This is a genomic window from Catenulispora sp. GAS73 (assembly GCF_041262085.1).
In the GTDB taxonomy this organism is placed as follows: domain Bacteria; phylum Actinomycetota; class Actinomycetes; order Streptomycetales; family Catenulisporaceae; genus Catenulispora.
In genome coordinates, this window is record NZ_JBGCCM010000002.1 from 455378 (window position 1) to 479100 (window position 23723).

At 69.8% G+C, this 23723-nt stretch carries 21 protein-coding genes; 11 read left to right on the plus strand and 10 right to left on the minus strand.

Annotated features, from left to right (window positions below):
* The first annotated feature begins 33 nt into the window (after positions 1-33).
* Positions 34-600, plus strand: coding sequence for a GtrA family protein (locus ABH935_RS04580; RefSeq protein ID WP_370376471.1), 567 nt, complete (start codon positions 34-36; stop codon positions 598-600).
* On the opposite strand, the gene ABH935_RS04585 is transcribed toward ABH935_RS04580, so the two are convergent.
* Positions 563-1873 (minus strand): sensor histidine kinase, encoded by a 1311-nt coding sequence (locus ABH935_RS04585; protein WP_370376472.1) that lies wholly within the window; start codon positions 1871-1873, stop codon positions 563-565. The two genes, ABH935_RS04580 and ABH935_RS04585, sit on opposite strands and share 38 nt — an antisense overlap.
* A gap of 18 nt (positions 1874-1891) precedes the next feature.
* Positions 1892-2560, minus strand: coding sequence for a response regulator transcription factor (locus ABH935_RS04590; protein ID WP_012785064.1), 669 nt, complete (start codon positions 2558-2560; stop codon positions 1892-1894).
* A 93-nt stretch (positions 2561-2653) separates the two neighbouring features.
* On the opposite strand from ABH935_RS04590, the gene ABH935_RS04595 reads away from it, so the two are divergent.
* Both ABH935_RS04595 and ABH935_RS04600 read left to right on the plus strand, forming a co-directional pair.
* Complete coding sequence (locus ABH935_RS04595; protein ID WP_370376473.1) at positions 2654-4153, plus strand: peptide MFS transporter; 1500 nt, start codon at positions 2654-2656, stop codon at positions 4151-4153.
* A gap of 96 nt (positions 4154-4249) precedes the next feature.
* Positions 4250-5143 (plus strand): 2-dehydropantoate 2-reductase, encoded by an 894-nt coding sequence (locus ABH935_RS04600; RefSeq protein ID WP_370376474.1) that lies wholly within the window; start codon positions 4250-4252, stop codon positions 5141-5143.
* Between the two features lie 144 nt (positions 5144-5287).
* On the opposite strand, the gene ABH935_RS04605 is transcribed toward ABH935_RS04600, so the two are convergent.
* Entirely contained in the window at positions 5288-6121 is an 834-nt protein-coding gene (locus tag ABH935_RS04605; protein WP_370376475.1) for a hypothetical protein, read from the minus strand.
* Between the two features lie 400 nt (positions 6122-6521).
* Between ABH935_RS04605 and ABH935_RS04610 the strand changes: the two genes are divergently transcribed.
* Positions 6522-7298 (plus strand): alpha/beta hydrolase, encoded by a 777-nt coding sequence (locus ABH935_RS04610; RefSeq protein ID WP_370376476.1) that lies wholly within the window; start codon positions 6522-6524, stop codon positions 7296-7298.
* Positions 7299-7333: 35 nt separating this feature from the next.
* On the opposite strand, the gene ABH935_RS04615 is transcribed toward ABH935_RS04610, so the two are convergent.
* Both ABH935_RS04615 and ABH935_RS04620 read right to left on the minus strand, forming a co-directional pair.
* Positions 7334-9217, minus strand: coding sequence for an ABC transporter ATP-binding protein (locus ABH935_RS04615; protein WP_370376477.1), 1884 nt, complete (start codon positions 9215-9217; stop codon positions 7334-7336).
* Positions 9214-10965 (minus strand): ABC transporter ATP-binding protein, encoded by a 1752-nt coding sequence (locus tag ABH935_RS04620; RefSeq protein ID WP_370376478.1) that lies wholly within the window; start codon positions 10963-10965, stop codon positions 9214-9216. Before ABH935_RS04620 ends, ABH935_RS04615 begins: the two co-directional genes overlap by 4 nt.
* 273 nt (positions 10966-11238) lie before the next feature.
* On the opposite strand from ABH935_RS04620, the gene fdhD reads away from it, so the two are divergent.
* Positions 11239-12123: a formate dehydrogenase accessory sulfurtransferase FdhD gene (fdhD, locus tag ABH935_RS04625; RefSeq protein WP_370376479.1), complete on the plus strand. Its 885-nt coding sequence runs from the start codon at positions 11239-11241 to the stop codon at positions 12121-12123.
* Positions 12124-12703: 580 nt separating this feature from the next.
* Here the strand turns inward: fdhD and ABH935_RS04630 are convergent.
* Together ABH935_RS04630 and ABH935_RS04635 are read right to left on the minus strand one after the other, a co-directional pair.
* Positions 12704-13846: a hypothetical protein gene (locus tag ABH935_RS04630; protein ID WP_370376567.1), complete on the minus strand. Its 1143-nt coding sequence runs from the start codon at positions 13844-13846 to the stop codon at positions 12704-12706.
* 245 nt (positions 13847-14091) lie between these two features.
* A complete protein-coding gene (locus tag ABH935_RS04635; protein ID WP_370376480.1) occupies positions 14092-14796 on the minus strand; it encodes a polysaccharide deacetylase family protein in 705 nt (234 codons plus the stop codon).
* Between the two features lie 476 nt (positions 14797-15272).
* Here ABH935_RS04635 and ABH935_RS04640 point away from each other — a divergent pair, with 476 nt between their 5' ends.
* Positions 15273-15758: a hypothetical protein gene (locus ABH935_RS04640; protein ID WP_370376481.1), complete on the plus strand. Its 486-nt coding sequence runs from the start codon at positions 15273-15275 to the stop codon at positions 15756-15758.
* A 58-nt stretch (positions 15759-15816) separates the two neighbouring features.
* Positions 15817-16461, plus strand: a complete 645-nt coding sequence (locus ABH935_RS04645) for a nucleoside triphosphate pyrophosphatase (protein ID WP_370376482.1) — start codon at positions 15817-15819, stop codon at positions 16459-16461.
* A 129-nt stretch (positions 16462-16590) separates the two neighbouring features.
* Here ABH935_RS04645 and ABH935_RS04650 read toward each other — a convergent pair whose 3' ends face one another.
* The 3 genes from ABH935_RS04650 to ABH935_RS04660 form a co-directional block, all read right to left on the minus strand.
* Complete coding sequence (locus ABH935_RS04650) at positions 16591-17715, minus strand: hypothetical protein (protein ID WP_370376483.1); 1125 nt, start codon at positions 17713-17715, stop codon at positions 16591-16593.
* 181 nt (positions 17716-17896) lie between these two features.
* Positions 17897-18157 (minus strand): acyl-CoA carboxylase epsilon subunit, encoded by a 261-nt coding sequence (locus ABH935_RS04655; RefSeq protein WP_370376484.1) that lies wholly within the window; start codon positions 18155-18157, stop codon positions 17897-17899.
* Positions 18154-19746, minus strand: a complete 1593-nt coding sequence (locus ABH935_RS04660) for an acyl-CoA carboxylase subunit beta (protein ID WP_370376485.1) — start codon at positions 19744-19746, stop codon at positions 18154-18156. Before ABH935_RS04660 ends, ABH935_RS04655 begins: the two co-directional genes overlap by 4 nt.
* A 40-nt stretch (positions 19747-19786) precedes the next feature.
* Between ABH935_RS04660 and ABH935_RS04665 the strand changes: the two genes are divergently transcribed.
* From ABH935_RS04665 to ABH935_RS04680, 4 genes are all read left to right on the plus strand, one after another.
* Positions 19787-20692 (plus strand): biotin--[acetyl-CoA-carboxylase] ligase, encoded by a 906-nt coding sequence (locus ABH935_RS04665; RefSeq protein ID WP_370376486.1) that lies wholly within the window; start codon positions 19787-19789, stop codon positions 20690-20692.
* 122 nt (positions 20693-20814) lie between these two features.
* The gene (locus ABH935_RS04670) at positions 20815-21357 is read left to right on the plus strand and encodes a PH domain-containing protein (protein ID WP_370376487.1); all 543 of its coding nucleotides are present in this window, start codon (positions 20815-20817) and stop codon (positions 21355-21357) included.
* Between the two features lie 246 nt (positions 21358-21603).
* Complete coding sequence (locus ABH935_RS04675; RefSeq protein WP_370376488.1) at positions 21604-22704, plus strand: adenylate/guanylate cyclase domain-containing protein; 1101 nt, start codon at positions 21604-21606, stop codon at positions 22702-22704.
* An 82-nt stretch (positions 22705-22786) separates the two neighbouring features.
* Positions 22787-23701 carry a hydroxymethylglutaryl-CoA lyase gene (locus tag ABH935_RS04680; protein ID WP_370376489.1) on the plus strand — a complete coding sequence of 305 codons (915 nt, stop codon included), beginning with the start codon at positions 22787-22789 and terminating at the stop codon, positions 23699-23701.
* The last annotated feature ends 22 nt before the right edge of the window (positions 23702-23723 follow it).

The following is a 23723-nucleotide window of genomic DNA, read 5'->3' on the forward strand; positions in this document are numbered from 1 at the left end:
TACGCTCCCGCCTCACGCGTAGATAATCCTCCTGTGCTCGTTGCCAAGGTCACCTCGACAGTCCGCAAGCTCTACGCCGAGATGCTCAAGTTCGGCGTGGTCGGCGCGATCGGGGTGGCCTCCGACGTCGGCAGTTCGAACCTGCTGTGGAAGTACACCGGGCTGAGCCACACCGTCGCCTCCGTCGGCGGCACCTGTGCGGCCACCGTCACCGCCTACATCGGCAACCGCTACTGGGTCTTCCGCGACCGCCCGGCCGACGCCCGCCGCCGCGAGATGGCGATGTTCGCGTTGATCAGCCTGATAGGCCTGATCATCGAGAACAGCTTCGTGTTCGTCGGGGACCGGGTGCTGGGCTTCCACAGCATCGCCGCGGCCAACGTCGCGAAGTTCGTGCTGGGCCTGCCGGTCGCCGGGGTGTTCCGGTTCACGACCTCGCACCTGTTCGTGTTCCCCGAGGCTGCCGGGGCCGCCGGGACCGCTGCGGAGACTCCCGCGGGCTCCACGCCGAGCAACGGCGACGACGCCCTCCCCAACCAGGGCGCCGACCCCGACGACGGCTTCAGCGCGCAATCACCGACAACGGCGAGTGCTCCGTGAGGAACACGGCGAACACCGCCGGCCGCTGAAGCACCAGGTTCAGCCGGCCGCCGTCGGCCTCGGCCAACTCCCGCGCCACCGCCAGGCCCAGCCCGGTGGACCCGCGAGAGGAGGCTCCTCGCTCGAACAGCTTCGCCTCCAGGTCCGGCGCTATGCCATCGCCCTCGTCGCCGACCTCGATCACCACCGAGCCGCCGACCGCGCGGGTGTGCACGGTGACCGTGCCGGCGCCGTGGATCAGCGAGTTCTCCAGCAGCGTGGACAGGATCTGGGAGAACGCCCCGGGCGTGGCCATGGCCATCAGCCGCCGCTCGCCGGAGACCACGATCCCGCGGCGCATGGACTGGTAGGCCGGGCGCCACTCGTGGACCTGCTGGCGGATCACGGTGTCCACCTCGATCGGCACCGCCAGGTCCGAGCGGCGGTGCGTGCGCACCGTGGTGAGCAGCCGCTGCACCACGTCGGTCAGCCGCTCCACCTGCGACAGCGCCACCTCGGCCTCGTCGCGCACGGTCTGCGGGTCGTCGGCCAGGGTGATGATCTCCTCCAGCCGCATGGACAGCGCGGCCAGCGGGGTGCGCAGCTCGTGCGAGGCCTCGGCGGCCAGCCGGCGCTCCGAGCCCAGCATCGTGGAGATCCGGTCCGCCGAGCTGTCGATGACCTCGGCGACCCGGTCCAGCTCGCTGATGCCGTAGCGGCGGTGCCGGGGCCGCGGGTCGCCGGAGCCCAGGCGCTCGGCGGTGGCGGCCAGCTCCTCCAGCGGCTTGGTCAGGCGGCGGGCCTGCAGGTAGGCCAGCCCGGTCGCGGCGACCAGCACGGCCAGCGCCACGCCCCCGATCAGGTACATCGAGCTGCGGATCTGCTTGTCGGCCGGCTCGCGCGGGGCCCGCACGGTGACGTGCACGCCGACGTTGCGCAGCACGCCGTCCTCGTTGAAGGTGGCGGTGAAGGTCGGCGCGCCCGGCGCGATCGCCAGCGGGTTGACCTGCATCGGGCTCTGGCCGTCGACGTTGATCGTGGCGGTGTGGTCGGCGGCGACCATCTGCTGCATGTTCGAGACGTAGTTGCCCAGCGGCCCGGAGTTGGTGCCGTCCAGGCTGGCCTTGCTGACCTGCATGGACACCGTCCGGGCGAGCATGCGGGCCTCGGTGGCCAGCACGGTCTTGGTGCTGGTGTCGACCGAGCGCACCTCCAGCACGGCCAGCGGCACGCCGAGCAGGATGACGACCATCATCACCACGAGGAACGTGGAGGAGACCAGGCGGCGGCGCACAGCAGGCGGGCCCGCGCGCTAACCGCGCTCGAAGCGGAAGCCGACGCCCCGCACCGTGGTGATGAACCGGGGGCGCGAGGCCTCGTCGCCGAGCTTCTTGCGCAGCCAGGAGATGTGCATGTCCAGGGTCTTGGTGGAGGACCACCACGTGGTGTCCCAGACCTCGCGCATCAGCTGGTCCCGGGTGACCACCCGGCCGACCTCCCGCACCAGCACCCGCAGCAGGTCGAACTCCTTGGCGGTCAGGTTCAGCTCCTGGTCGCCCAGGTAGGCGCGGTGCGACTCGATGTCTATCCGGACGCCGTGCACGCCGTTGCCCAGGTCCGGGGTGCCGCGCCGGAGCAGCGCGCGGACCCGGGCCAGCAGTTCGGCCAGGCGGAACGGCTTGGTGACGTAGTCGTCGGCGCCGGCGTCCAGACCGACGACGGTGTCAACCTCGTCGGCGCGTGCTGTCAGCACCAGCACCGGGAAGGTGTGGCCGTCGGCGCGCAGCCGGCGGCAGACCTCCAGGCCGTCCATGCCGGGCAGGCCGAGGTCGAGAACCACCAGGTCGACGCCGCTCTGACCGGCCAACAGGGCCCCGGGACCGTCGGCGCGGACGGTGACCTCGTAGCCCTCACGTCGAAGCGCCCGCGCCAGCGGTTCGGAAATGGCGGCGTCGTCCTCGGCGAGCAGTACTCGGGTCATGAGTGTGATGGTAATCGGGGTGGACCGGCTGTCGCTCCCCCATCCGGAGCATTGTCTGTAATGCTGCGATCTGGTCCGGGAAGCACCGAACGCATGACGACCCACAACGTTCCGTCCCCCGCCCAGGGCTTGCCCCCGCAGGATGAGGACCGAGCGTTCTTCGGTCACCCCAAAGGTCTGCAGACGCTGTTCGCCACCGAGTTCTGGGAGCGGTACAGCTTCTACGGCATGCGCGGGCTGCTGGTGCTGTTCCTCACCGACACCGCGGCCCACCACGGCCTGGGACTCTCCCAGGAGGCCGGCAACAGCTTCTACGGCATCTACAACAGCCTCGTCTACCTGATGGCGGTGCCCGGCGGCTGGATCGCCGACCGGATCTGGGGCGCCAGACGCTCGGTGCTGTGGGGCGGCATCATCATCGCGCTGGGCCACTACGTGATGGCCGTCCCGACCTCGGCGACGGCGTTCCTCGGGCTGGGGCTGATCGTGCTGGGCACCGGACTGCTCAAGCCGAACATCTCCGCGCAGGTCGGCGGGCTCTACCACGAGCACGACAAGCGGCGGGACGCCGGCTTCACGGTGTTCTACATGGCGATCAACATGGGCGCCTTCCTGGCGCCGCTGACCGCCGGCTGGATCGGCCAGCACATCAACTACCACCTGGGCTTCGGGTGTGCGGCGATCGGCATGACGTTCGCGGTGGTCTGGTACATCGTGGAGGGCAAGCACCTGGGCACGGTCGGGCTGCGGCCGCCGAAGCCGATCACGCCGCCGGAGTTGCGGCGGTCGCTGAAGGCCGGCGCGGTGATCGTGGCCATCGTGCTGGCGATCGTGCTGGGCTGGATGGCGATCACCCAGTGGTCGGTCTCGGCCTTCGCCGACGGGCTGGCCGCGCCGATCATCGCCACGCCGTTCGTGTACTTCGGGTACATGTTCAGCCGCGGCGGGCTGTCGGCCGGGGAGCGGCCGAAGCTGCTGGCGTTCGTCGCCTTCTTCATCGGCGCGACGGTGTTCTGGATGATCTACGACCAGTCCGGCAGCCAGCTGAACCTGTTCGCCGCCGACAAGACCGACCTGCACATCTTCGGCTGGGAGATGCCCTCGGTGTGGCTCCAGTCCGCGAACCCCTTCTACATCATGGTGTTCGCGCCGATCTTCGCCTGGATGTGGCAGCGGCTCGGCGACCGGGCCCCGCGCACCTCGGTGAAGTTCGCGATCGCGCTGGTGGTGATCGGCTGCTCGTTCTTCGTGATGAGCGTCGCGGGCAAGGACGCCACGCCGACGCACCGGGTCTCGATCGCCTTCCTGGCGGTCGCCTACCTGCTGCAGACGATCGGGGAGCTGTGCCTGTCGCCGGTCGGCCTGTCGGTGACCACGCAGTTGGCGCCGCCCAGGTTCGCCGGACAGATGCTGGGGCTGTGGTTCCTGGCGACGGCCACCGGCAACGCGCTGAACGTGTACGTCACCAAGCTCAGCACCACGATGAGCGACTTCAGCTACTTCCTGTCGCTGGGACTCGTCGCGGCGGCCATCGGGGTGCTGGTGTTCGCGGCCTCACCGGTCATCAACCGGCTGATGGGGGACGTGCGGTAACGGCCCGCCGCAACGCTGTGAACTCGGCGGTAACCTTCGATCGCAACCTGTTGTCGCCTCGCACGGGGTGCCACGGAAGCAATACGCTCTTGTGCCATGGCTGACATAGCGGTGGTGGGGCCTGGCGCTATCGGTTCGGTCGCGGCGCTGGCGGCGCAGCAGACGGGGCGGCATTCCGTCACGCTGTGCGCACGGCGCGATCCCGGGGCACTGCGCGTGGTGGACGACGTCTCGGGGACCGCGACCGACCTGGAGGCCCCGATCTTAACCTCCCCGGCGGAGGTGTCCGGGCCGGCCGAGTGGGTGCTGCTGGCGGTGAAGGCACATCAGACCGACGGCGCCGCCGGGTACCTGGACGCGCTCTGCAAGCCGACCACGACGGTCGTCGCGCTGCAGAACGGCGTGGAGCACGTGGAGCGGGTCGCGCCGTACGTGAACGACGCGCACGTGCTGCCGGCCATCGTCTGGATCAGCGCCGAGCCGACCGGGCCCGGCGAGATCACCGTCCGCAACAACATCTCCTCGATGATCCAGGTCCCCGCGGGCCCGGACGGCGAGGAGTTCGCCCGGCTGCTGGAGGGGGCGCCGGCGGTCGAGATCGAGCTGGTCGCGGACTTCACCACCGCGGCCTGGCGCAAGCTGACCACGAACGCGATCGCCGGCGTGATGGCGGCCACCGGCCGCCGGGCCGCGATCTACCAGCGCCCCGACATCAGGGAGCTGGTTCTGGCGCTGGCCCAGGAGACGCTGGCGGTGGCCCGGGCCGAGGGCGCGACGCTGCCGGAGAGCGAGGCCGAGGCGCTGGTCGGCATCTTCGAGCGGATGGACCCGGACATCGGGTCCTCGATCCTGTTCGACCGGCTCGCGGGCCGGGAGCTGGAGTGGGACGCGCGCAACGGAGTGGTTCGCCGTCTGGGGCGGCGGCACGGGATCCCGACGCCGGTGTCCGACGTTCTGGTCCCGCTGCTCGCCGCCGCCTCAGACGGCTGACGCACCCTTCCTGGTTCCGCCCCGGCGGGCCGGTGGGGGGTTCGGCCGCGGGTCGGTCTTGCGGCCACCCGGGTCCGGCGCCGGCGCTCAGGACTGCAAGCGCCGGCAGTCGGATGTGGGGTCCCGGGCCGCCTGGTCGGTACGTCAGTACCAGTCGTGGGCCTGCCAAAAGGCCCACGCGGCGCACGGCGAGCCGTAGCGGCCGGTCATGTACGACAGCGCCCACTTGATCTGGACCAGGGCGCTGTTGCGCCACTCCGAGCCCATCGAGGCCATCTTGTAGCCGGGCAGAGCCTGGCCCAGGCCGTAGGCGCCGGAGGACGGGTTGGTGGCGTGGACGTCCCAGCTCGACTCGCGCTCGATGATGTTCGAGAAGCAGAGGAACTGGCTGGACGGCACGATCTGCTCGGCCATCGCCTTGGCCTGCGCCGGCGTGGCGTTGTAGCCCATGTTGGTGCCGGAGCCGGAGGAGCTGGACGAGGTCGGCGTCGTCGTCGTGGTCTTCGGCGGCGTCGGCGTGCTCGTCGAGGTCTTCGTCGGCAGCGGGATCGGCGACTTGGTGGTCGTCGGCGCCGGCGGCGTGGTGCTGGTCGTCGACGTCGAGGTGGGCGCCGGCGGCGTCGTGCTCGACGTGGCGGCCGACGTCGGCGCCTGGGACGTGCTCGGCGCGGCGGACGAGCTCTGCGTCAGCCCGGGGCGCGCCAGGTCACGGTTCGCGGCGGTGCTCGACCGGGCCGCCAGCGCGTTCGCGGCGGCGATCGCGGCGGAGTTGTTCGCGTCCCCCGACGACGCGGCCTCCGCACTGTTGCGAAGCCCGTCCTGATGCATGTGGAACGCGGTGGCGACGCCTCCGCTGACCGCCAGGACACTCGTCACCGCGGCCGCGGTCTTGACCTTGCCCTTGGCGTGGGTCATCGCACCGGGCTTGGCGTGGCTGGCGACGTGTCTGCCGGAGCCGGAGCCGGATATGCCGGACAAGAGAGGCCTTCCGCCGAACTTCGCCTCCTGTGCGCGGGGTGTGTGGGGTGTTCGTTTTCGAACGCCCGCGCGAGGCCTGTCGGGAGAGCAATCTGCCGGAGGTCACGGTCCGGTCTCAATGGAGACGGCCCGAAGATGACCGGGACTTTGCCGAGTCTTGGCACTACGCAGCGGAGTGGCGCGACATGCACAGAGTGGCCACCATGGCCTTCACCAGCAACGTCTTCGGCCGCGCGCACGCGCCGGACGCACGTGCAGACGGTCGGGCATCAGCGGGATGCAAGTGGGGCGCGGAGAGGCTGAATATGGTTTGAGAGAACGGGTAAAGCTGGCTGAAAATGTGCGTGTGTCCGTTGGGCACCGCGCAGCGCCGCGTCAAGCGGTCGGGGATGGGGAGCGAGTGGACGTCTCCGTTGTCGACGGGCTCGCTTACGGGAGCAGCGGCCAGCGTATGGACGCTTACTTTCCCGAGGACCGGCCGGATCCGTGTCCGATTGTGCTGCTGTGGCACGGGAGGGGACCGAACGAACGCGACGTCCTCGCCCCGCTCTCCAGGGCGATCGCGTCGCTGGGCGTCGGCTGCTTCGTGCCGGACTGGCGACCCGATGCCGAGGACGGCGGGCAGACGGACCTACGTGAATCAGCCCTCTTCGTTGAGCGACACGGAGCCGACTTCAACGGGGACGCCACGCGGATCACGCTGGCCGGCTGGTCGCTGGGTGGCAAGACCGCGGTCGCTGTCGCCCTGGACGACGGGGCACTGGACGGCTGGAGGCCTCAGGCCGTCGTCGCCATAGCCGGCGGGTATACGAGCCCGGATCCCCTGACCGGCCGGGCGGCTCTGGAACGGCTGGCAGGAGACGACGTGCTCGCGTCGCCACTTCCGGTCCACGTGATTCACGGCACCGCCGACTCGCGAGTCGACGTCGAGCAAGCCCGCCGCCTGCACTCGGCGCTGCGAAAGCGGGGCTGGCCGGCCACACTCACCGAGCTCGACGCGGACCACGCCGGCGCGGTGATGACCGTGTACGACCCGGAGGCGCGCCGCTGTCTGCCGGCTCGGGACGAGCGCATGCTGCGCGCGGGGAACGAGACGGCGCGGGTCGTCGCCCAGGCTGCGAAGCCGGCTGGAAAGCTGGTCGGCGCCGCCTCCGAAGTGACGACGCCGACCGCTTAGCTCAGCTCACAGAGCTCCAGCTCCGCTCACCACCCCTACACCAAAGACTCCCGCCAAGCCTGGTGCAGCCCCGCGAACCGCCCGGTCCCGGCGGCCAGCAGCGCGCCGGGCTCGCCGTCCTCGACGATACGGCCGTCCTCCATCACCAGGACCCGGTCGGCGATCTCGACGGTCGACAGGCGGTGCGCGATGATCAGCGCCGTGCGGTCGGCCAGGATGGTGCGGAGGGCGCGTTGGACCATGCGCTCGCTGGGGACGTCCAGGGAGCTCGTGGCCTCGTCCAGGACCAGCACTGCCGGGTCGGCGATGAAGGCGCGGGCGAAGGCGACGAGTTGGCGCTGGCCCGCGGACAGGCGTCCGCCGCGCTTCTTCACGTCCGTGTCGTAGCCGTCCGGCAGGGCGGTGATGAACTCGTGCGCGCCGATGGCCTTGGCCGCCGCCTCGATCTCCTCGCGGGTGGCGTCCGGGCGGCCGAAGGCGATGTTGTCCGCGACCGAGCCGGCGAACAGGAAGTTCTCCTGCGTCACCATCACCACCGCGCGGCGGAGGTCGGCGTCGGCCAGGTCGCGCACGTCCACGCCGTCGACGCGTACGGCGCCGTCCTGCGGGTCGTAGAAGCGGCACAGCAGGCGCGCCAGCGTGGACTTGCCCGCGCCGGTCGCGCCGACCAGGGCCAGGGTCTGGCCGGCCGGGATCTGCAGGTCCAGCAGCGGCAGGATCACCTTGCCGCCGGTGCCGACGTCCTCGGCCTCGGCGCCGGACGCGGAGGTCTCGTCCGACTCGCGCTTGGGGTAGGCGAAGGTCACGCCGTCGAACGCGACCCGGCCGGCCAGCGGCGAGGGCAGCGGCTTCGGCTCGGCCGGCTCCGGCAGCTCGTTGGCCTCCGCCAGGACGCCGGACAGCTTCTCCAGCGCGGCCGTCCCGCTCTGGAAGGAGTTGTAGAACATCGCGATGTCCTCCAGCGGGTTGAAGAACCGCCGCAGGTACAGCACGAAGCCCACCAGCACGCCGATCTGGATGTTCCCGTCCATCACCCGCAGCCCGCCGTAGACCACCACGCCCGCCGTGGTGAACGCCGCGATGGTCTTCATCCCGGGGATGAAGATCGCCAGCAGGTTCATCGCGCGCGCGTTGGCCCGGCGGTAGTCGTTGTTCAGCTGCCGGAAGATCTCCTCGTTGCGCGGCTCGCGGCGGAACGCCTTCACCGCGCGGATCCCGTTGCAGGTCTCCACGAAGTGCACGATCAGCGCCGCGATCGTCTCGCGCGTCCGACGGTAGGCCACCGCCGAGTGCCGCGAGAACCACCGCATCAGCAGCAGCATGGCCGGGAACGCCAGCCCCACCACGAGCGCCAGCGGCACGTCCAGCACCGCCATCATGATGCCGATCGCCGACACCGTCAGCACCGCGTCCAGCAGCCCGTCCAGGCCGTTGTCGATCAGGTCGTTCAGCGCGTCCGGGTCCGAGGTCAGCCGGCTGATCACGCGCCCGGAGGTGTAGTTCTCGTGGAACGCCAGCGGCAGCGCCTGGAACTTGGCGAACACCATGCGGCGCAGGTTCAGCAGCATGGTCTGGCCGATGCGCCCGACCTTGTTCAGGAAGATCGCGCGCAGCCCCGACGCCAGCACGGCGGAGATCACCATCAGCACGAACACCCAGATGATCGGCGTCCAGTCCCCGCGCCGCAGCGCCGGGATACCGCGGTCGATGCCGATGGAGACCAGGTAGGGCCCGGCCATGTTAAATACGGTCTGCACCAACACCATCCCGGTGCAGAACAGCAGCTCTCTGCGATGCGGCCGGACGAGCTCGCCGAGCAGCCTCCGGCTCCGCGCCCGCAGCCGGATGCCCCGCTTGTCCGGCAGGTCGTCCTTCTTCTCGACGGCGACACCGCGCCAGTCGGTGGTGGTCGTGGTCATCGGGACACCTCCACGAGTTCGCTGTCGCAGGTGTCGGGCTCGGACTCCTCGGCCGCGTCAGCCAGATCAGAGGTCTGCGAAAGGATGTCGCGGTAGGCGGGACACGTCTGCAGCAGCTCGTGATGCGTCCCGACGGCCGCGATGGTCGTACCCTCCGGTCCGGTCGGCGAGAGCAGCACCACCCGGTCGGCCAGCAGCACCGTGGACGGCCGGTGCGCGACCACCAGGCCGGTGGTGCCGCGCAGCACGCTGTGCAGCGCCTCCTCGACCTTGCCCTCGGTGTGGATGTCCAGCGCGGACAGCGGGTCGTCCAGCACCAGGATCGAGGGCCGGCCCAGCACCGCGCGGGCCAGCGCGACGCGCTGCCGCTGCCCGCCGGACAGCGTCAGCCCCTGCTCCCCCACCCGCGTGTCGAGCGCCCAGGGCAGCTCGTCGACGAACCCGGCCTGCGCGACCCCGATCGCCTCGTCGAGCTGCTCCCCGGTAGCGTCTGGGACCCCCATGGTGAGGTTCTCGCGCACCGAGGCGGAGAACAGCGTCGGGTCCTCGAAGGCACACGCGACCTTGCTGCGCAGCTCCGCCAGCGGCAGGTCACGCACGTCGACGCCGTCAACCAGCACCCGCCCGGCCGTGGCGTCGTACAGCCGCGGCACCAGCGCGGTGAGCGTGGTCTTGCCGCAGCCGGTGGGACCGACCAGCGCGACCGTCTCACCGGGGGCGACGCGCAGGTCGAACCCGGAGATCACCGGCCGGTCGGAGTTCGGGTAGCTGAAGCTGACGTTCTCGAAGACCAGCTCGCCGGCACTGGCGGGTTGCGGGCGCCGCGTCGTCTCCGCGTCGGCGATGGCCGGCACGATGTCCAGCACTTCCAGGACGCGCTCGGCCGCCGAGTTCGCCTCCTGGCTCTGCGCCATCAGCCAGGCCATGGACTCGATCGGCCACAGCAGCGTCAGGTACAGCGAGATGAAGGCGACCAGCGTGCCCAGGGACAGCACACCGGAGGACACCGCGTAGGCGCCGATCAGCACGCACAGCGAGAGCACCACCTGCGGCTGCAACGAGAAGACCGCCCAGAGCTCCGACAGGGTCCTGATCTTCGTGAGCTCCAGCGTCCGCAGCGTCTGCGCGCGCTCGTCGAAGCGCTCGAACAGCAGGCCCTGGCGGCCGAACGCCTTGACCGCGCGGATGCCCAGCGCGGACTCCTCGACCAGCGTGGCGACGTCGCCGGCCTGGTCCTGCGCGGCGCGCGACTGCCGGTGGTAGCGGCGATCGGCGAGCCGGCCGTAGAGGATCAGCGGGATCGACGCGGCGTAGATGATCAGGCCCATCACCGGATGGATGACGACCAGCGCCCCGCCGACGAGCAGGAAGGTGGCGCCGTTGACCACCAGGAAGATCAGCGCGAAGCCGAAGAACCGGCGCAGACTGTTGATGTCGCCGGACATGCGCGAGACGAGCTGACCGGACTGCCAGGAGTCGTGGAAGGCCACCGGCAGCTTCTGCAGGTGGCGGAAGAAGGCGTTCCGGATGTCGGCCTCGATGCCGAGGGCGGCCCGTTGCAGGAACCACCGCCGGAGCCAGAACAGCGTGGCTTCGGCGATGCCGAACAGGAGCACCAGGCCGCCCAGCGGCCACAGGGCCGCCTTGTCGTGGTGCGCGATCGGCCCATCGATGAGATCTTTGGTCAGCAGCGGCACAGCGACGCCGACCAGGGTGGCCCCGAGGGCGGACAGGGTCATCAGAATCATCTGGCCGCGGTAGGGCCGCACGAAGGGGGCCAGGCGGCGCAGCGAAACGAACGCGCCGCGCCTCGGTTCATCGGGAAGCTCTGTACTGTCTGGAATCTTGGGTTTACTGGTGACAGGTTCTGCTGGCGTCGACTCCATAGCTCGGATGGTAGAGAATGCCCATGACACTTCTCACCTGGTTTTTAAGCGGGAATGTCAGTGGTGGAAAATCACTTGCCTATTACCGGGGCAACCTGGGATCCTAAGGCTTGGGGACGAATGTGGGTGAGGCCCGTGAGTAGGGTGACGACACGACGGCGCGTAGTACGCCTGGACGGCTCGGCAGAAGGCCCGACCCGCCGCCGCAGCGGCGAGGAACACCTGTCCGCCGAGGAACCCCTGGAGATGCGCATCGGCGGACGCCCGTTCACCGTGACCATGCGCACCCCCGGCGACGACTTCGACCTAGTGGCCGGCCACCTGACCGCCGAGGGCGTCCTAGCCGAGCCCGACGACGTGGTCCGCATGAAGTTCTGCTCAGCCGACAACGGCTGCACCTCCACGGCATACATCGACGGCGAGGCATCACTGACCTTCGCCGACGGCGACCCCCTGAACATCGTGGACGTCACCCTGGCCCCCGGCGTGGAACTCCCCGAGGAGCGCCTACGGCGGTCGTCGTACGTGACCAGCGCCTGCGGAGTGTGCGGAAAGACATCGATCGACGCCGTGCACGCCGCAGCACGCTGGCCAGTCGCCCACGACGACATAAAGATCCCGGCTGCGACCCTGTTCACACTGCCGGACCGAATGCGCGAAGCACAAAAGATCTTCGCCAAAACCGGCGGCCTCCACGCAGCAGCCCTGTTCACCGCCAACGGCGACCTGATCTGCCTACGCGAAGACGTCGGCCGCCACAACGCAGTCGACAAGGTCCTCGGCTGGGCACTACGCGCCGGCCGACTACCGCTGCGCGAGCACGTCCTGGCGGTGAGCGGCCGCGCCTCGTTCGAACTGGTGCAGAAGGCCGTGGCCGGCGGGATCCCAGTACTGGCCGCAGTGTCGGCACCGTCATCGCTGGCAGCAAGCCTGGCGGCGGAGTCAGGGCTGACGCTTGTCGGATTCCTGCGGGGACGGACGGCGAACGTCTACTGCGGCGCGGAGCGGATCATCGGGTAAGGGGCCGCGACCAGCCAGCCCGACCGGCCACGTGGTGAGTCGTGTCCGACCGGACCATGCGGGGTGTTGGTTCTGGGTCCCTCGCCGCGTCGGCGGGCGAAGCCAACCTGGTCGGGCCGGTGGTGTCAAGCCGGGCGAAACCGGACCACAGCAGCAGCGATCCGGCTTTACACCACCGGACCGGCCTGGTTCCGTAAGGCGACGACGCGGCGAGGGGCACAGAACCTCGGCGACCACAAGCAGCGACCGCCAGCAGACAGCGCGGCGCAGGCAACAGCGTGAAGGAAGCCGAGCAGTCGCGGGCCGCCGCCGAAGCGCCGGACGCGCGGGTCGCCCCCTCGCTGTAGAGCGCCCGCCGGAGGCCTCAAGGCACCCACCACGCACGACGATTGCCGCCTACGACATGCGCAGTGACTCGGACCGCCGCGCGGTTGTGAACACGAAAACCGGCAGCCGCCGACGTGACCCAGTGTGCGAGTCGGGCATGCCGCCATTTTGTTACGGAATTATCGCCCCTTATACACAGGTATAGCACGCGCTACCGACATAGCTGCCAGAAGCCAGCAACCAGCAACACCCCCTACCGAAACACCCCCGTATGCCCCAGCGAATACCGCCCCGGCTGCGGATACACCGCAAGCCCATGCGGCCCGCGCCCCACACGAATCCGAGCCAGCAACCGACCATCCGTCGTAGAAATGGCGTAGACCTCGGCGTTGTAGCGGCCGGACAACCACAGCACCTTGCCGTCCGCCGAGACGCCCCCTATATCAGGCGACCCGCCGTCAGGAAGCTGCCACTTGCCGCGGGGCCTACCAGTAGCGAAGTCCAGCAGCGTAATGCTGCCCTCACCTCGGTTGGAAACGTACATCGTCGTCGAGTCGCGGGAGACGTACAGCCCGTGGGCGCCCTTGCCGGTCGGAATCAAGCCGGTCAGCTTGAAGGCATCACCCTCCACGGTCCACAGCCCGTTAGCGACCATATCCGCGACGTAGAAGACCTTGCCGTCCGGCGAGATCTTCACATCCTGCGGCATCGAGCCCTTCTGCGGCAGGTCCAGGACACCGAGGATCGCGCGGTTCTTGGTGTCCACCTTCAGCAGCTGCCCGGAGAACTCGCACGACACGACGAAGTACGCCCCGTCCGGCGAGAAGTCCGCGTGGTTCACGCCCTCACACGGGACCGGCAGGACCTTCTGCACAGCCATGGTGTGCGGGTCGCGGAAGACCAGCTGCATGTCCTTGCTGGCCATCACGACCGCGGACGCCCCGTCCGGCGTGAAGTACAGGTTGTACGGGTCGTGCACCGGGATCGGCGCGCCCGCCTTCCCCGTAAACGGGTCGATCGGCGTCAGGCTGTTGCCCAGGTCGTTATTGACCCACAGGGTCTTCAAATCCCAAGACGGCACCACATGCTGCGGCTCGTGGCCCACCTTCATCGTCTCGATGATGTGATAGTCCGACGGATCGATCACCGTAACGGTGTCGCTCTCAGTGTTCGGAACGTACACCCGGGGCAGCGCCGCCGCGATCACCGGCGACACCATGCCCGGGCGATCGAAGGAGTACAGGTCGGCGGGGTCGTACGCGGGCATCCCTGGCAATGCGGCGGGCAGCATCGTCCCAGCGCTCCGCGGCGTTCCGGCAGGAGTGTTGGCCGGCGCACCGGCAGCGTTCGAGACGGAAGCCGGACCCTGCCCGGCGCTGGAGTCCATCCCGGTCATACCGGTCATACTCGAACCGGAACCGGAACCAGAGCCAGAACCCTCAGCAGCCGGCCGACCGTCGTCGTTCCACACAGCACGATCAGTAGCGAACCACACCCCCGCACCAATCACCCCGGTCGCAATCAGCGTCGCCGCCGCCTGGCGCATCCGGATGGCGGACTGCGACGGCCGCGACACGCGAGATACCCCAGACATCCCCGACTGCCGAGTCGCCCGAGACCGGCGCCCGTGCGTACTACGCGTCACGAGAACAGCTCCGATGCGGTAACAGCAGCCAAACCGCGAGACTTCAGCCCAGCGAGCACCGCCGGCAGCGCCGCCACCGTGTGCTGATGCCCGAGGTGCATCGACACCACAGCCCCGGGATGCACCGCAGCCAACAGCCGCTCCGCGATCTGCGCCGCCGACGGATCCTCATAGTCCAGCGGGTCCACGTCGTAGGACAGCACCGTGCGATACCCGGCCTTGCGCGCCTGCTCGATCAGCATGGGATTGGCGTGCTGGGTCTGCGAGGGCCGGAACCAGATACCCGGCGACCCGGTCAGCTTCTGCAGTCGCGCGGCGCACTGCTCGATCTCGGCGAACGCCGCCGCCGCAGACAGCCGCGAGACATCGACGTGGTTCTCAGTGTGGTTGCCCAGCTCGTGGCCGCCGTCCAGAACCCGGCGTGCCATCTCCGGGTGCGCACCGAGCCAGCGGCCGACGGCCAGCACGGTGAGCCGGGCCTGGCCGGCCTCGGCCTCCTTGAGCAGGGCCTGGGCCAGCTGCGGGTCGCCATCGCCATGGAAGGTCAGGGCGATCTGGGGACGGCCGGACGCGGCGTGGTCAACCTCGGCGAGGCCCTGGGTCCGGCTGGAGGGGGACGCCGGGGACGCGGAGCCCCCGGAGACTGCCCCGGGCTGCGCAACGCCAGCCGAGCCGCTGACGCCTGCGATCGAACCGGTCAAGCCGTTGGCGCCTGCGATCGAACCGGTCAAGCCATTGGCGCCCGCGGTCGAACCCGCCGAGCCCGCCGAACCCGCCAGTCCAGCCGAGCCCGCCGATCCCCGCGCAGCATCCGCAGCCGCTCCACCCACTCCACCCACCCCGCCACCCACTCCACCCACCCCGCCACCCACCCCGCCACCCGCTCCACCCACCCCGCCACCCGCCCCACCCGAGCACGCCGCCAGCCCCGCCGACGCGGCCGAGCCCAACACGGCCAATCCCGCCCGCAGCGCGGTACGTCGGTCCGGTGCCTTCACGCCGCAAGATCCTAGATCGCCCACCGTCCGTTTTCCGGTGTTTGGTCCGCGTGCCGCCTTAAGTGCGACCGGCGTTTCACCCGATCGGGAGTCATCAACCCTCTTGTACCGACCGCTACCGGCGAGTAGTTTTCAACGAACCGTCCAATACTCCGTCGTCGGGATCGGGAGCAGCAGCCGTGGGACGCAAGATACTGATCCTCGCCGGAGCCGTGGCGCTGGCCGCCGAGGCGCTGGGGACGCTGATCGTGGCCGCCGGCTTCTACGGCTTCGTCGCCTTCGGCAACGGCGTGAAGTTCGGCCCGGCCGGGCCCGGCCTGCTCAAGCTCGTGGCGATCGGCCTGAACCTGGGGCTGTTCGCGGCGCTGCTGCTGGGCGCGATCATCCTGGTCCTGGCCGCGTTCGGCATGGTGCTGAACAACTTCATGCAGGGCCTGATGATGGCCATCGCGGCGTTGCAGCTGTTCGTGACGATAGTGGTCACCGGGGTGACCGGCTGGACCCAGCTGTTCGTGCTCGGCGGGGTGTTCCTGCTGCTGTCCGGCGCGCTCGCGGTGGCGATGGTGACGCCGGCCGCGCCCAAGCCCGAGCCCGGCCCGGTGGAGCCGGCCCCGCCGGCCAGCCCCGGCCCGCGGCCCGGCAACGGCGCCCCGACCACCGCCTGACAACACTGCCTGACAAGACTGCCGAAGGCGCTCCCGGCGCCCCGGTTAGAGTCTGGGCATGTCCACAACCCCGCCCCCAACCCCGCCCCCGGTCGTCCTGGCCTCCGCCTCCCCCGCCCGCCTGTCGCTGCTGCGCAAAGCGGGTTTCGATCCCCGCGTCCTGGTCAGCGGCGTGGACGAGGACGCCGTCGAGGAAGCGCTCGGCCCGGACGCCACTCCCCGCGAGGTCGCCCTCGCGCTGGCGCAGGCCAAGACCCGGGCCGTCGCGGCGCTCCCGGAGACCGACGGCACCCTGGTCATCGGCTGCGACTCGGTCCTGGAGTTCGGCGGCCGTCCGCTCGGCAAGCCGGACACCCCCGAGGAGGCGGTGGCCCGCTGGTACGCCATGCGCGGCCGCTCCGGCGTCCTGCTCACCGGGCACTGGCTGGTCGACCGCGCGACCGGCAAGGAGACCGGCGACGTCGCCGAGACCGTCGTGCACTTCGGGGAGCCCAGCGACGAGGAGATCATGGCCTACGTCGCCACCGGCGAGCCGGAGCGGGTGGCCGGGGCGTTCACCATCGACGGCCTCGGCGGCGCCTTCGTGGACCGGATCGAGGGCGACCACTCGAACGTGATCGGGCTGTCGAAGCCGTTGCTGCGCAAGCTGATGGCCGATCTGGGGATGAACTACACCGCGTACTGGAGCGCCGTGGCGGAATGAGACAACACGACGGCGGGGAGCCCGTCAGGACTCCCCGCCGTCGATGCTTGCTCAGACTTGCTCGCTCAGACTCGCTTGCTCAGACTCACTCGCTCAGGCCCGCTTGTCCACGTGCGAGCCGGCCCGGACCTACAGGCCGCTCCCGAACGCCGACAGCAGCTTCTGCACGTCGACGTTCGTCACGTCGCTCGGCGCGCTGACGCTGTTCGCGCTCTGGCTGAACTTCGCGTCCAACGGCAGGTGGCCGCCGCCGGACTGGTCCGCCGGCGCGAACTGCGCGAGGTCCACCTGCAGCTCGCTGATCTGCCCGCCCTTAACCCATGTGTCGAACGTGATGTTCTCGCTGTCCGGGACCGAGTTCAGGCTCTGGCGCAGCTTGTCGATGTCGGTCTTGGACTTGCCGGGCACCGTGTTCAGCACCGGGGTGACGGCCTGCAGCACGTCCTGGCCGATGACCTTGACCTTGCCGGTGATCTGGTAGTGGCCGCTGCCCTTGTCGGTGACGTTGGCGTCCTGGGTCAGCGCCTTCATCAGCGAGGTCTCCAGATTGGAGAGCATCTGCGAGCCGGCGCCGCTCGGGGACGTGGTCGGCGTGGAGCCGAGGTCGCCGCCGCTGCCGCCGAAGCTCTGCAGCATCTGCTCCAGACCCTTCAGGTCCGAGGCGCTGACCCCCACCCACTTGCCGGCCATCAGGGCCTGCAGCGGCGCCTGGAAGTCCGGCGGCACCTGGCCGAGCTGGCCGGTCAGGGAGGACGCGGACTTGCCGGACAGCTGCAGGAACTGCGGCACGTTGACCTTCGCGTACAGCGCCCCGGCCACGGTGCGGACGTCGAACAGGTCGGTGCCGCCGCCGGTCAGGTCGAACTCGACGTTCGGGTTCTCCCCGGTCTTGAGGTCCTTCAGCGGCTTGTCGGAGCTGGCCGTGAACTTCACGACGATGCCGCCGTTGCTGAACAGGCTCTTGGCGATCGCCGCGGACTGCGCGTCGCTGCCGCTGCTCTTGTTCAGGGCCGCGATCATCGCGTCATCGGGCTTCAGCGAGAGCTGGAACGACTCGGCGTTGCCGTTGGAGATGTTGTGCACCGCGGCAGCCAGCGCCTCAGTGGGCGTCTTGCCGCTGGTGTTCCCGCCGGCGGTGCTGCCCGACGAGGAACACGCGGACAGCGAGAGCCCGGCGACGGCGCCGACAGCGATCGTCATCGTCAGCGCGCGGATCGAGCGGCGCTTTGTGGATATGGACGTCGTCGTTGGCATTGCTGGGTACCCCCCACTTTGCGGAGCTACAACTCTTCTTCTAACGCTGTCAACTGTACTCGCCGGTCCCGACGGACCGGATGCGACTTAAGGCGGAATCTGGGAATCCCCCTACAGATGACGTGATCATGCCCGACTACTCCCTGCGGTGTACGCCGCAGGGATACCCAGATGTCTGAATTCAGCGCGCTTGCGGGAACGCCGAAGCCCGCCAGCCGCCCGGACCGGGGTGCAACGGGGCGCGAACGTTCCGCTCCCGGGCCATCCAACCGCTGCGCGGACGCGCCCCGCTGCCGTCGTTACTCGATCGTGACGCCGCACCGGCGACGGCGGCCGCGACGACGGCGACCACCACGGCGACTTCCTCCGCCGTGGGGTTGCCGTGCAGGACCTTGACTTCGGGTGCGGCCTGCACTCCGCTACTCTCCTCCACGCCGCTCACAGCGGGATGTTCCCGTGCTTCTTCGGCGGCAGCGTCTCGCGCTTGGAACGCAGTGCGCGCAACGCCTTGACGACGTAGGTGCGGGTCTGCGACGGCTCGATCACCGAGTCCACGTAGCCGCGCTCGGCCGCGTCGTAGGGGTTCAGGAGCTCGTCCTCGTACTCCTGGATGAGCCGCGCGCGCTCGGCGGTCGGATCCTCCGCGGCCGCCAACTCCTTGCGGTACAGGATGTTCACGGCGCCCTGCGCGCCCATCACCGCGATCTGCGCGGTGGGCCACGCGACGTTCAGGTCGGCGCCGAGGTGCTTGCTGCCCATGACGTCGTAGGCGCCGCCGAAGGCCTTGCGCGTGATGATGGTCAGCAGCGGCACCGTGGCCTCGGCGTAGGCGTAGATGAGCTTCGCGCCGCGCCGGATGATGCCGTTCCACTCCTGGTCCGTGCCCGGGAGGAAGCCGGGGACGTCGACGAAGGTGAGGACCGGGACGTTGAAGGCGTCGCAGGTGCGGACGAAGCGCGCGGCCTTCTCGGAGGCGTCGATGTCCAGGCAGCCGGCCAGCTGCATCGGCTGGTTGGCGACGATGCCGACGGTGCGGCCCTCGACCCGGCCGAAGCCCACGACGATGTTCGGCGCGAACAGCGCCTGCACTTCCAGGAAGTCGCCGTCGTCCAGGACGTGCTCGATGACCTGGTGGATGTCGTAGGGCTGGTTCGCCGAGTCCGGCACCAGCGTGTCCAGCTCCCGGTCTTCGGGCGTGATCTCCAAGTCCGCCGGGGCGTCGTACTCGGGGGCGTCCTCAAGATTGTTGCTCGGCAGGAAGGACAGCAGGCCCTTGACGTAGTCGATGGCGTCCTTCTCATCGGCGCCCATGTAGTGCGCGTTGCCGGACTTGGTGTTGTGCGTCCGGGCGCCGCCGAGGTCCTCCATCGAGACGTCCTCGCCGGTGACGGTCTTGATGACGTCGGGGCCGGTGATGAACATCTGCGAGGTCTGGTCGACCATCACCACGAAGTCGGTCAGCGCCGGGGAGTAGACGTGCCCGCCGGCCGCCGCGCCCATGATCAGCGAGATCTGCGGGATGACACCGGAGGCCAGCACGTTCCGCCGGAAGATCTCGCCGTACAGCCCCAGCGAGACGACACCCTCCTGGATGCGCGCGCCGCCGCCCTCGTTGATCCCCACGATCGGACACCCGAGCTTGAGCGCCAGGTCCAGCACCTTGACGATCTTCTCGCCGTACACCTCGCCGAGCGCTCCGCCGAAGAGCGTGACGTCCTGCGAGAACACGCACACCTGCCGACCGTCCACGGTCCCGAACCCGGTGACCACACCATCGGTGTACGGCCGGTTCCGCTCCATGCCGAAGCGCGCCGAGCGGTGCACCGCCAGCTCGTCCAGTTCCATGAAGGAGCCGTCGTCGAGCAGATACTCGATCCGCTCGCGGGCCGTCATCTTCCCCTTGGCGTGCTGCTTCTCCACCGCACGCTCGTTCCCGGCGTGGATCGCCGTGTCGAGGCGGGATCGGAGTTCCGCGAGCTTGCCCGCCGTGGTGTGGGGTGCGTCGTTTGAGGGGGCTTCGGCGTCGGTCACGTGGTCACTGTAATGCGTATCCAGGCAATAGCCTCGTGGGATGAGTAGTGACTCCGCTTACAGCGACCTGGACCGCCCACCCCTGCGCGAGCTGGCCGTGAACAAGGCGGTCGTCCGCCCCGGCGGCCTCTGGAGGCGCGTCGAAGTGGTGCGCGAGACCGGCTCCACCAACGCGGATGTGGCCGAGGCGGCGCGGGGCGGAGCGGCAGAGGGGTACGTGCTCGTCGCCGAGGCGCAGAGTGCCGGGCGCGGGCGGTTGGGGCGGACGTGGACGGCGCCGGCGCGGTCGGGGTTGTTCCTGTCGGTGTTGCTCCGGCCGGATGATGTGCCGCCGACGCGGTGGGGATGGTTGCCGTTGTTGGCCGGGACCGCGGTGCGGACGGCGGTGGACGCGGTCAGTGGCGTTCCGGTGCGGTTGAAGTGGCCGAACGATCTGATCGTGGTGGATGACGGCGACACTCCCGATGAATCCGACGCCCCCAATGAAACCGACAGTAGTAATGACACCGCCTACGGCGCCGCCCGCAAGCTCGGCGGCATCCTCGTCGAGCGCGTCGAGACTCCGGGCGGGGCGGCCGCGGTCGTCGGGCTGGGGCTCAACGTCTCGTTGCGGCGCGATGAGCTGCCCGCGCCGCACGCGACCTCGCTCCTGTTGGAGAACGCGAAGGCCGCTGATCGCGACACGCTGCTGCGTGCGATCCTTCGCGAGCTTGAACGCTGGTACACGGACTGGAGCGTGACCGGCGGCGACCCGATGGCCTCGGGGCTGCTCTCGGCGTACGCCGCTTCGTGCGCGACTTTCGGGCGGCGGGTGCGGGTGGAGCTGCCCGGCGGGGAGCCCGTGGTCGGGGAGGCGGTGGGGCTGGACGGCGACGGCCGGCTGCTGGTGCGGAACGCCGACGGGGAGCGCGGGTTCGGGGCGGGGGATGTCGTTCATCTCAGGTGACAAGACCCTGTCACCGGCAAGTAACTGCCAAGCGCTCCTATTGTCTGCAAGTATGCGTGGCGACAGGACACCTTCGCTTCCTCACAGGGGGGAGGCGCGGAGTTGAGGGAGTAGTGACGGCAATGGGTTACCCCAAGCACCTTCTGGCGCCCGGCGAGCAGATCGACCTCGCGCTGCGTCCGCACTGGAAGGCGCTGATCCTCCCGGTGCTGAACCTGGTCGTCGCGGTCGCCGTGTTCGGCGCCGCGGCCGGGCTGACCAGCGGCAGCACGCAGAAGTTCGCAGCGATCGGGGTCGGCGCGCTGGCGCTGATCGACATCATCGTGTTCACGGTCCGGCCCTGGGTCATCTGGCTGAACAAGAACTACATCGTCACGAACAAGCGGCTCATCATCCGCGAGGGCTTCATCCACCGCGAGGGCCGCGACATGCCCCTGGTGAAGATCAACGACGTGTCGTTCAAGCACAACGGCCTGCTGGACCGCATCCTGGGCTGTGGCACGCTGGTGGTGGAGTCGGCCGGCGAGCACGGCCAGGAGCAGCTGGAGGACATCCCGCACGTGGAGTCCACGCAGCGTGAGCTGACCAACCTGATCAGCAACGTCGGCACCGACGGGACGGCCGCGCTGGCCGAGCCCGAGGAGCACCACGGCAAGAAGAAGTAACAGAAGTAGCAGAAGCAGCTGAAGTAGCAGACGCAGGCGATTCGACGGCGACCAGGGCAGGAGCTGCGGAACACGATGGCGCGCAGGGTGCCGGGGGACGGTGGCCACGACGCGGCCGGGAAGAACGGCGGCCGGGCGCGCCGGGCTGAGGCTGGGTCGGCTGGGTCGGCCAATTCGGCTGACTCGGCTGACTCGGCCGGGGCTGCCCGGACCTCCGGCTCCCGCGCAGTCGAAGGCGCCGGTGGCGTGGGCGGCATCGGAGGCGTCGGCGGCGTGGCCGGTCCCGGCGCTGTCAGCGGCTCCGGCGTCGCCCGGAACGGCGTCGCCGGCGGAACCAACGGCGCCTCCGGCACCCCTGCCACCCCCGGCGCATCCAGCGCCGCCAAGCGCAAGGCCGCCAACGGCGACGAGCTGGAAGCCCTCCTGCTCGGCGGCGTCCCCCGGCACACCGCCTACGAAGTCTGCAAAGCCGCGGGCATCCCGTACGACGAAGCCCGCCGCTACTGGCGCGCGATGGGCTTCGCCGACGTCGGCCAGGCCCGCGCCTTCACCGACGCCGACGTCGACGCCCTGCTCCGGCTCGGCGGCATGCCGCGCAGCGGGCTGTTCACCGAGGACTTCGCGGTCCAGGTCGCGCGCTCGATGGGACAGACCACGGCCCGGCTCGCCGAATGGCAGGTCGACGTGCTGTTCGACGCCTTCGACACGGCCGGTGTGGGCTCGGAGGAGATGGCCGAGTTCGGCTACCGGATCGGCCGCCGGGTCCTGCCGGAGCTGGAGGAGCTGCTGGTCTACGTCTGGCGCCGGCAGCTCGCCGCGGCCGCCGGCCGGGTCCGGCAGCAGCTCCAGGAGCACGCCGAGGGCCTGCAGGCCGTCGGGTTCGCCGACCTGGTCTCCTTCACCCGGCTCTCGCGCCAGCTGACCGAGGAGGAGCTGGCCCGGCTGGTGTCGGTGTTCGAGGCCAACGCCGCCGACACCGTGGCCTACGGCGGCGGACGGCTGATCAAGACCCTGGGCGACGAGATCATGTTCGCCGCCGACTCCCCGGCCCGGGCCGCGCGGATCGCGCTGGACCTGCTGGCCTCGATGCGGCGCACCGAGGCGGTGCCCGAGCTGCGGATCGGCGTGGCGTACGGGCACGTCGTGCAGCGCAACGGCGACATCTACGGGACCACGGTCAACCTCGCGGCACGGCTGACGTCGCTGGCCGAGCCGGACCAGATCGTGGTGGACCCGGAGCTGGCGGACGCGCTGGCCGACGACGCGTCGTTCGCGCTGGAGCCGGTCGGGACGCGGATGGTGCGCGGGCTCGGCGAGATCGCGCTGACGGCGCTGACCGGGGGCTGAGCGCGAGCTCAACGCGTGCGATCCCCCAAGGTGACAGCCCTCACATTCCAGACTCTGAGACACCGCGACTAGCATCGATCTCATGACCGATATGCCGACAGCGTTGTCGCTCCGGGAAGTGGGGCCGCGCGACGGCCTGCAGAACGAGGACCCGGTCTCCACCGAAACCAAGATCGAACTGATCGACCGGCTCTCCCACACCGGCGTCTCGCGCATCGAGGCGGTGTCGTTCGTGCACCCCCGCGCGATCCCGCAGATGGCCGACGCCGCCGAGGTCGCCGCGCAGATGACCCGGGCCGCCGGAATCCGCTACTCGGCGCTGGTGCCGAACCTGAAGGGCGCCGAACGGGCCCTCGACGCGGGATTCAACGAGATCGAAGTGGTCGTCTCCGCCTCGGACACGCACAACAAGAAGAACCTGAACCGCAGCACCGCCGAATCCCTCGACGACATCGCCGCGATCATGGACCTGGCGCACGGTCGCGGCGCCACGGTCCAGGTGATCGTCTCCACCGCGTGGGGCTGCCCGTACGAGGGCGAGGTCCCCACCGAGCGCGTGCTCTGGGTGGTCGACACGGCGGTCGCACACGGCGCCGACTCCCTGTCCTTCGGCGACACCACCGGCATGGCCACCCCGACCCGGGTCACCCGGCTGATCGGCGAGACCCGCTCGGCGCACGCGGACAAACCGCTGAACCTGCACTTCCACAACACGCGCGGCACCGGCCTGGCGAACGTCCTGGCGGCGCTGCAGCTCGGTGTCACCGACTTCGACGCCTCGGTCGGCGGCCTCGGCGGCTGCCCCTACGCCCCCGGCGCCTCCGGCAACATCGCCACCGAGGAGCTGGTGCACATGGTCGAGGACATGGGCATCGACACCGGCGTGGACCTGGACGCGCTGCTGGACACGGCGGCCTACGCCGAGCGCGCCGTCGGCCGGACGTTGCCCTCGCAGGTGCTGCGCGCCGGACCGCGGACGCGACTGGCGCAAAGCTGACGGGAACCCGACACGGGCCGGC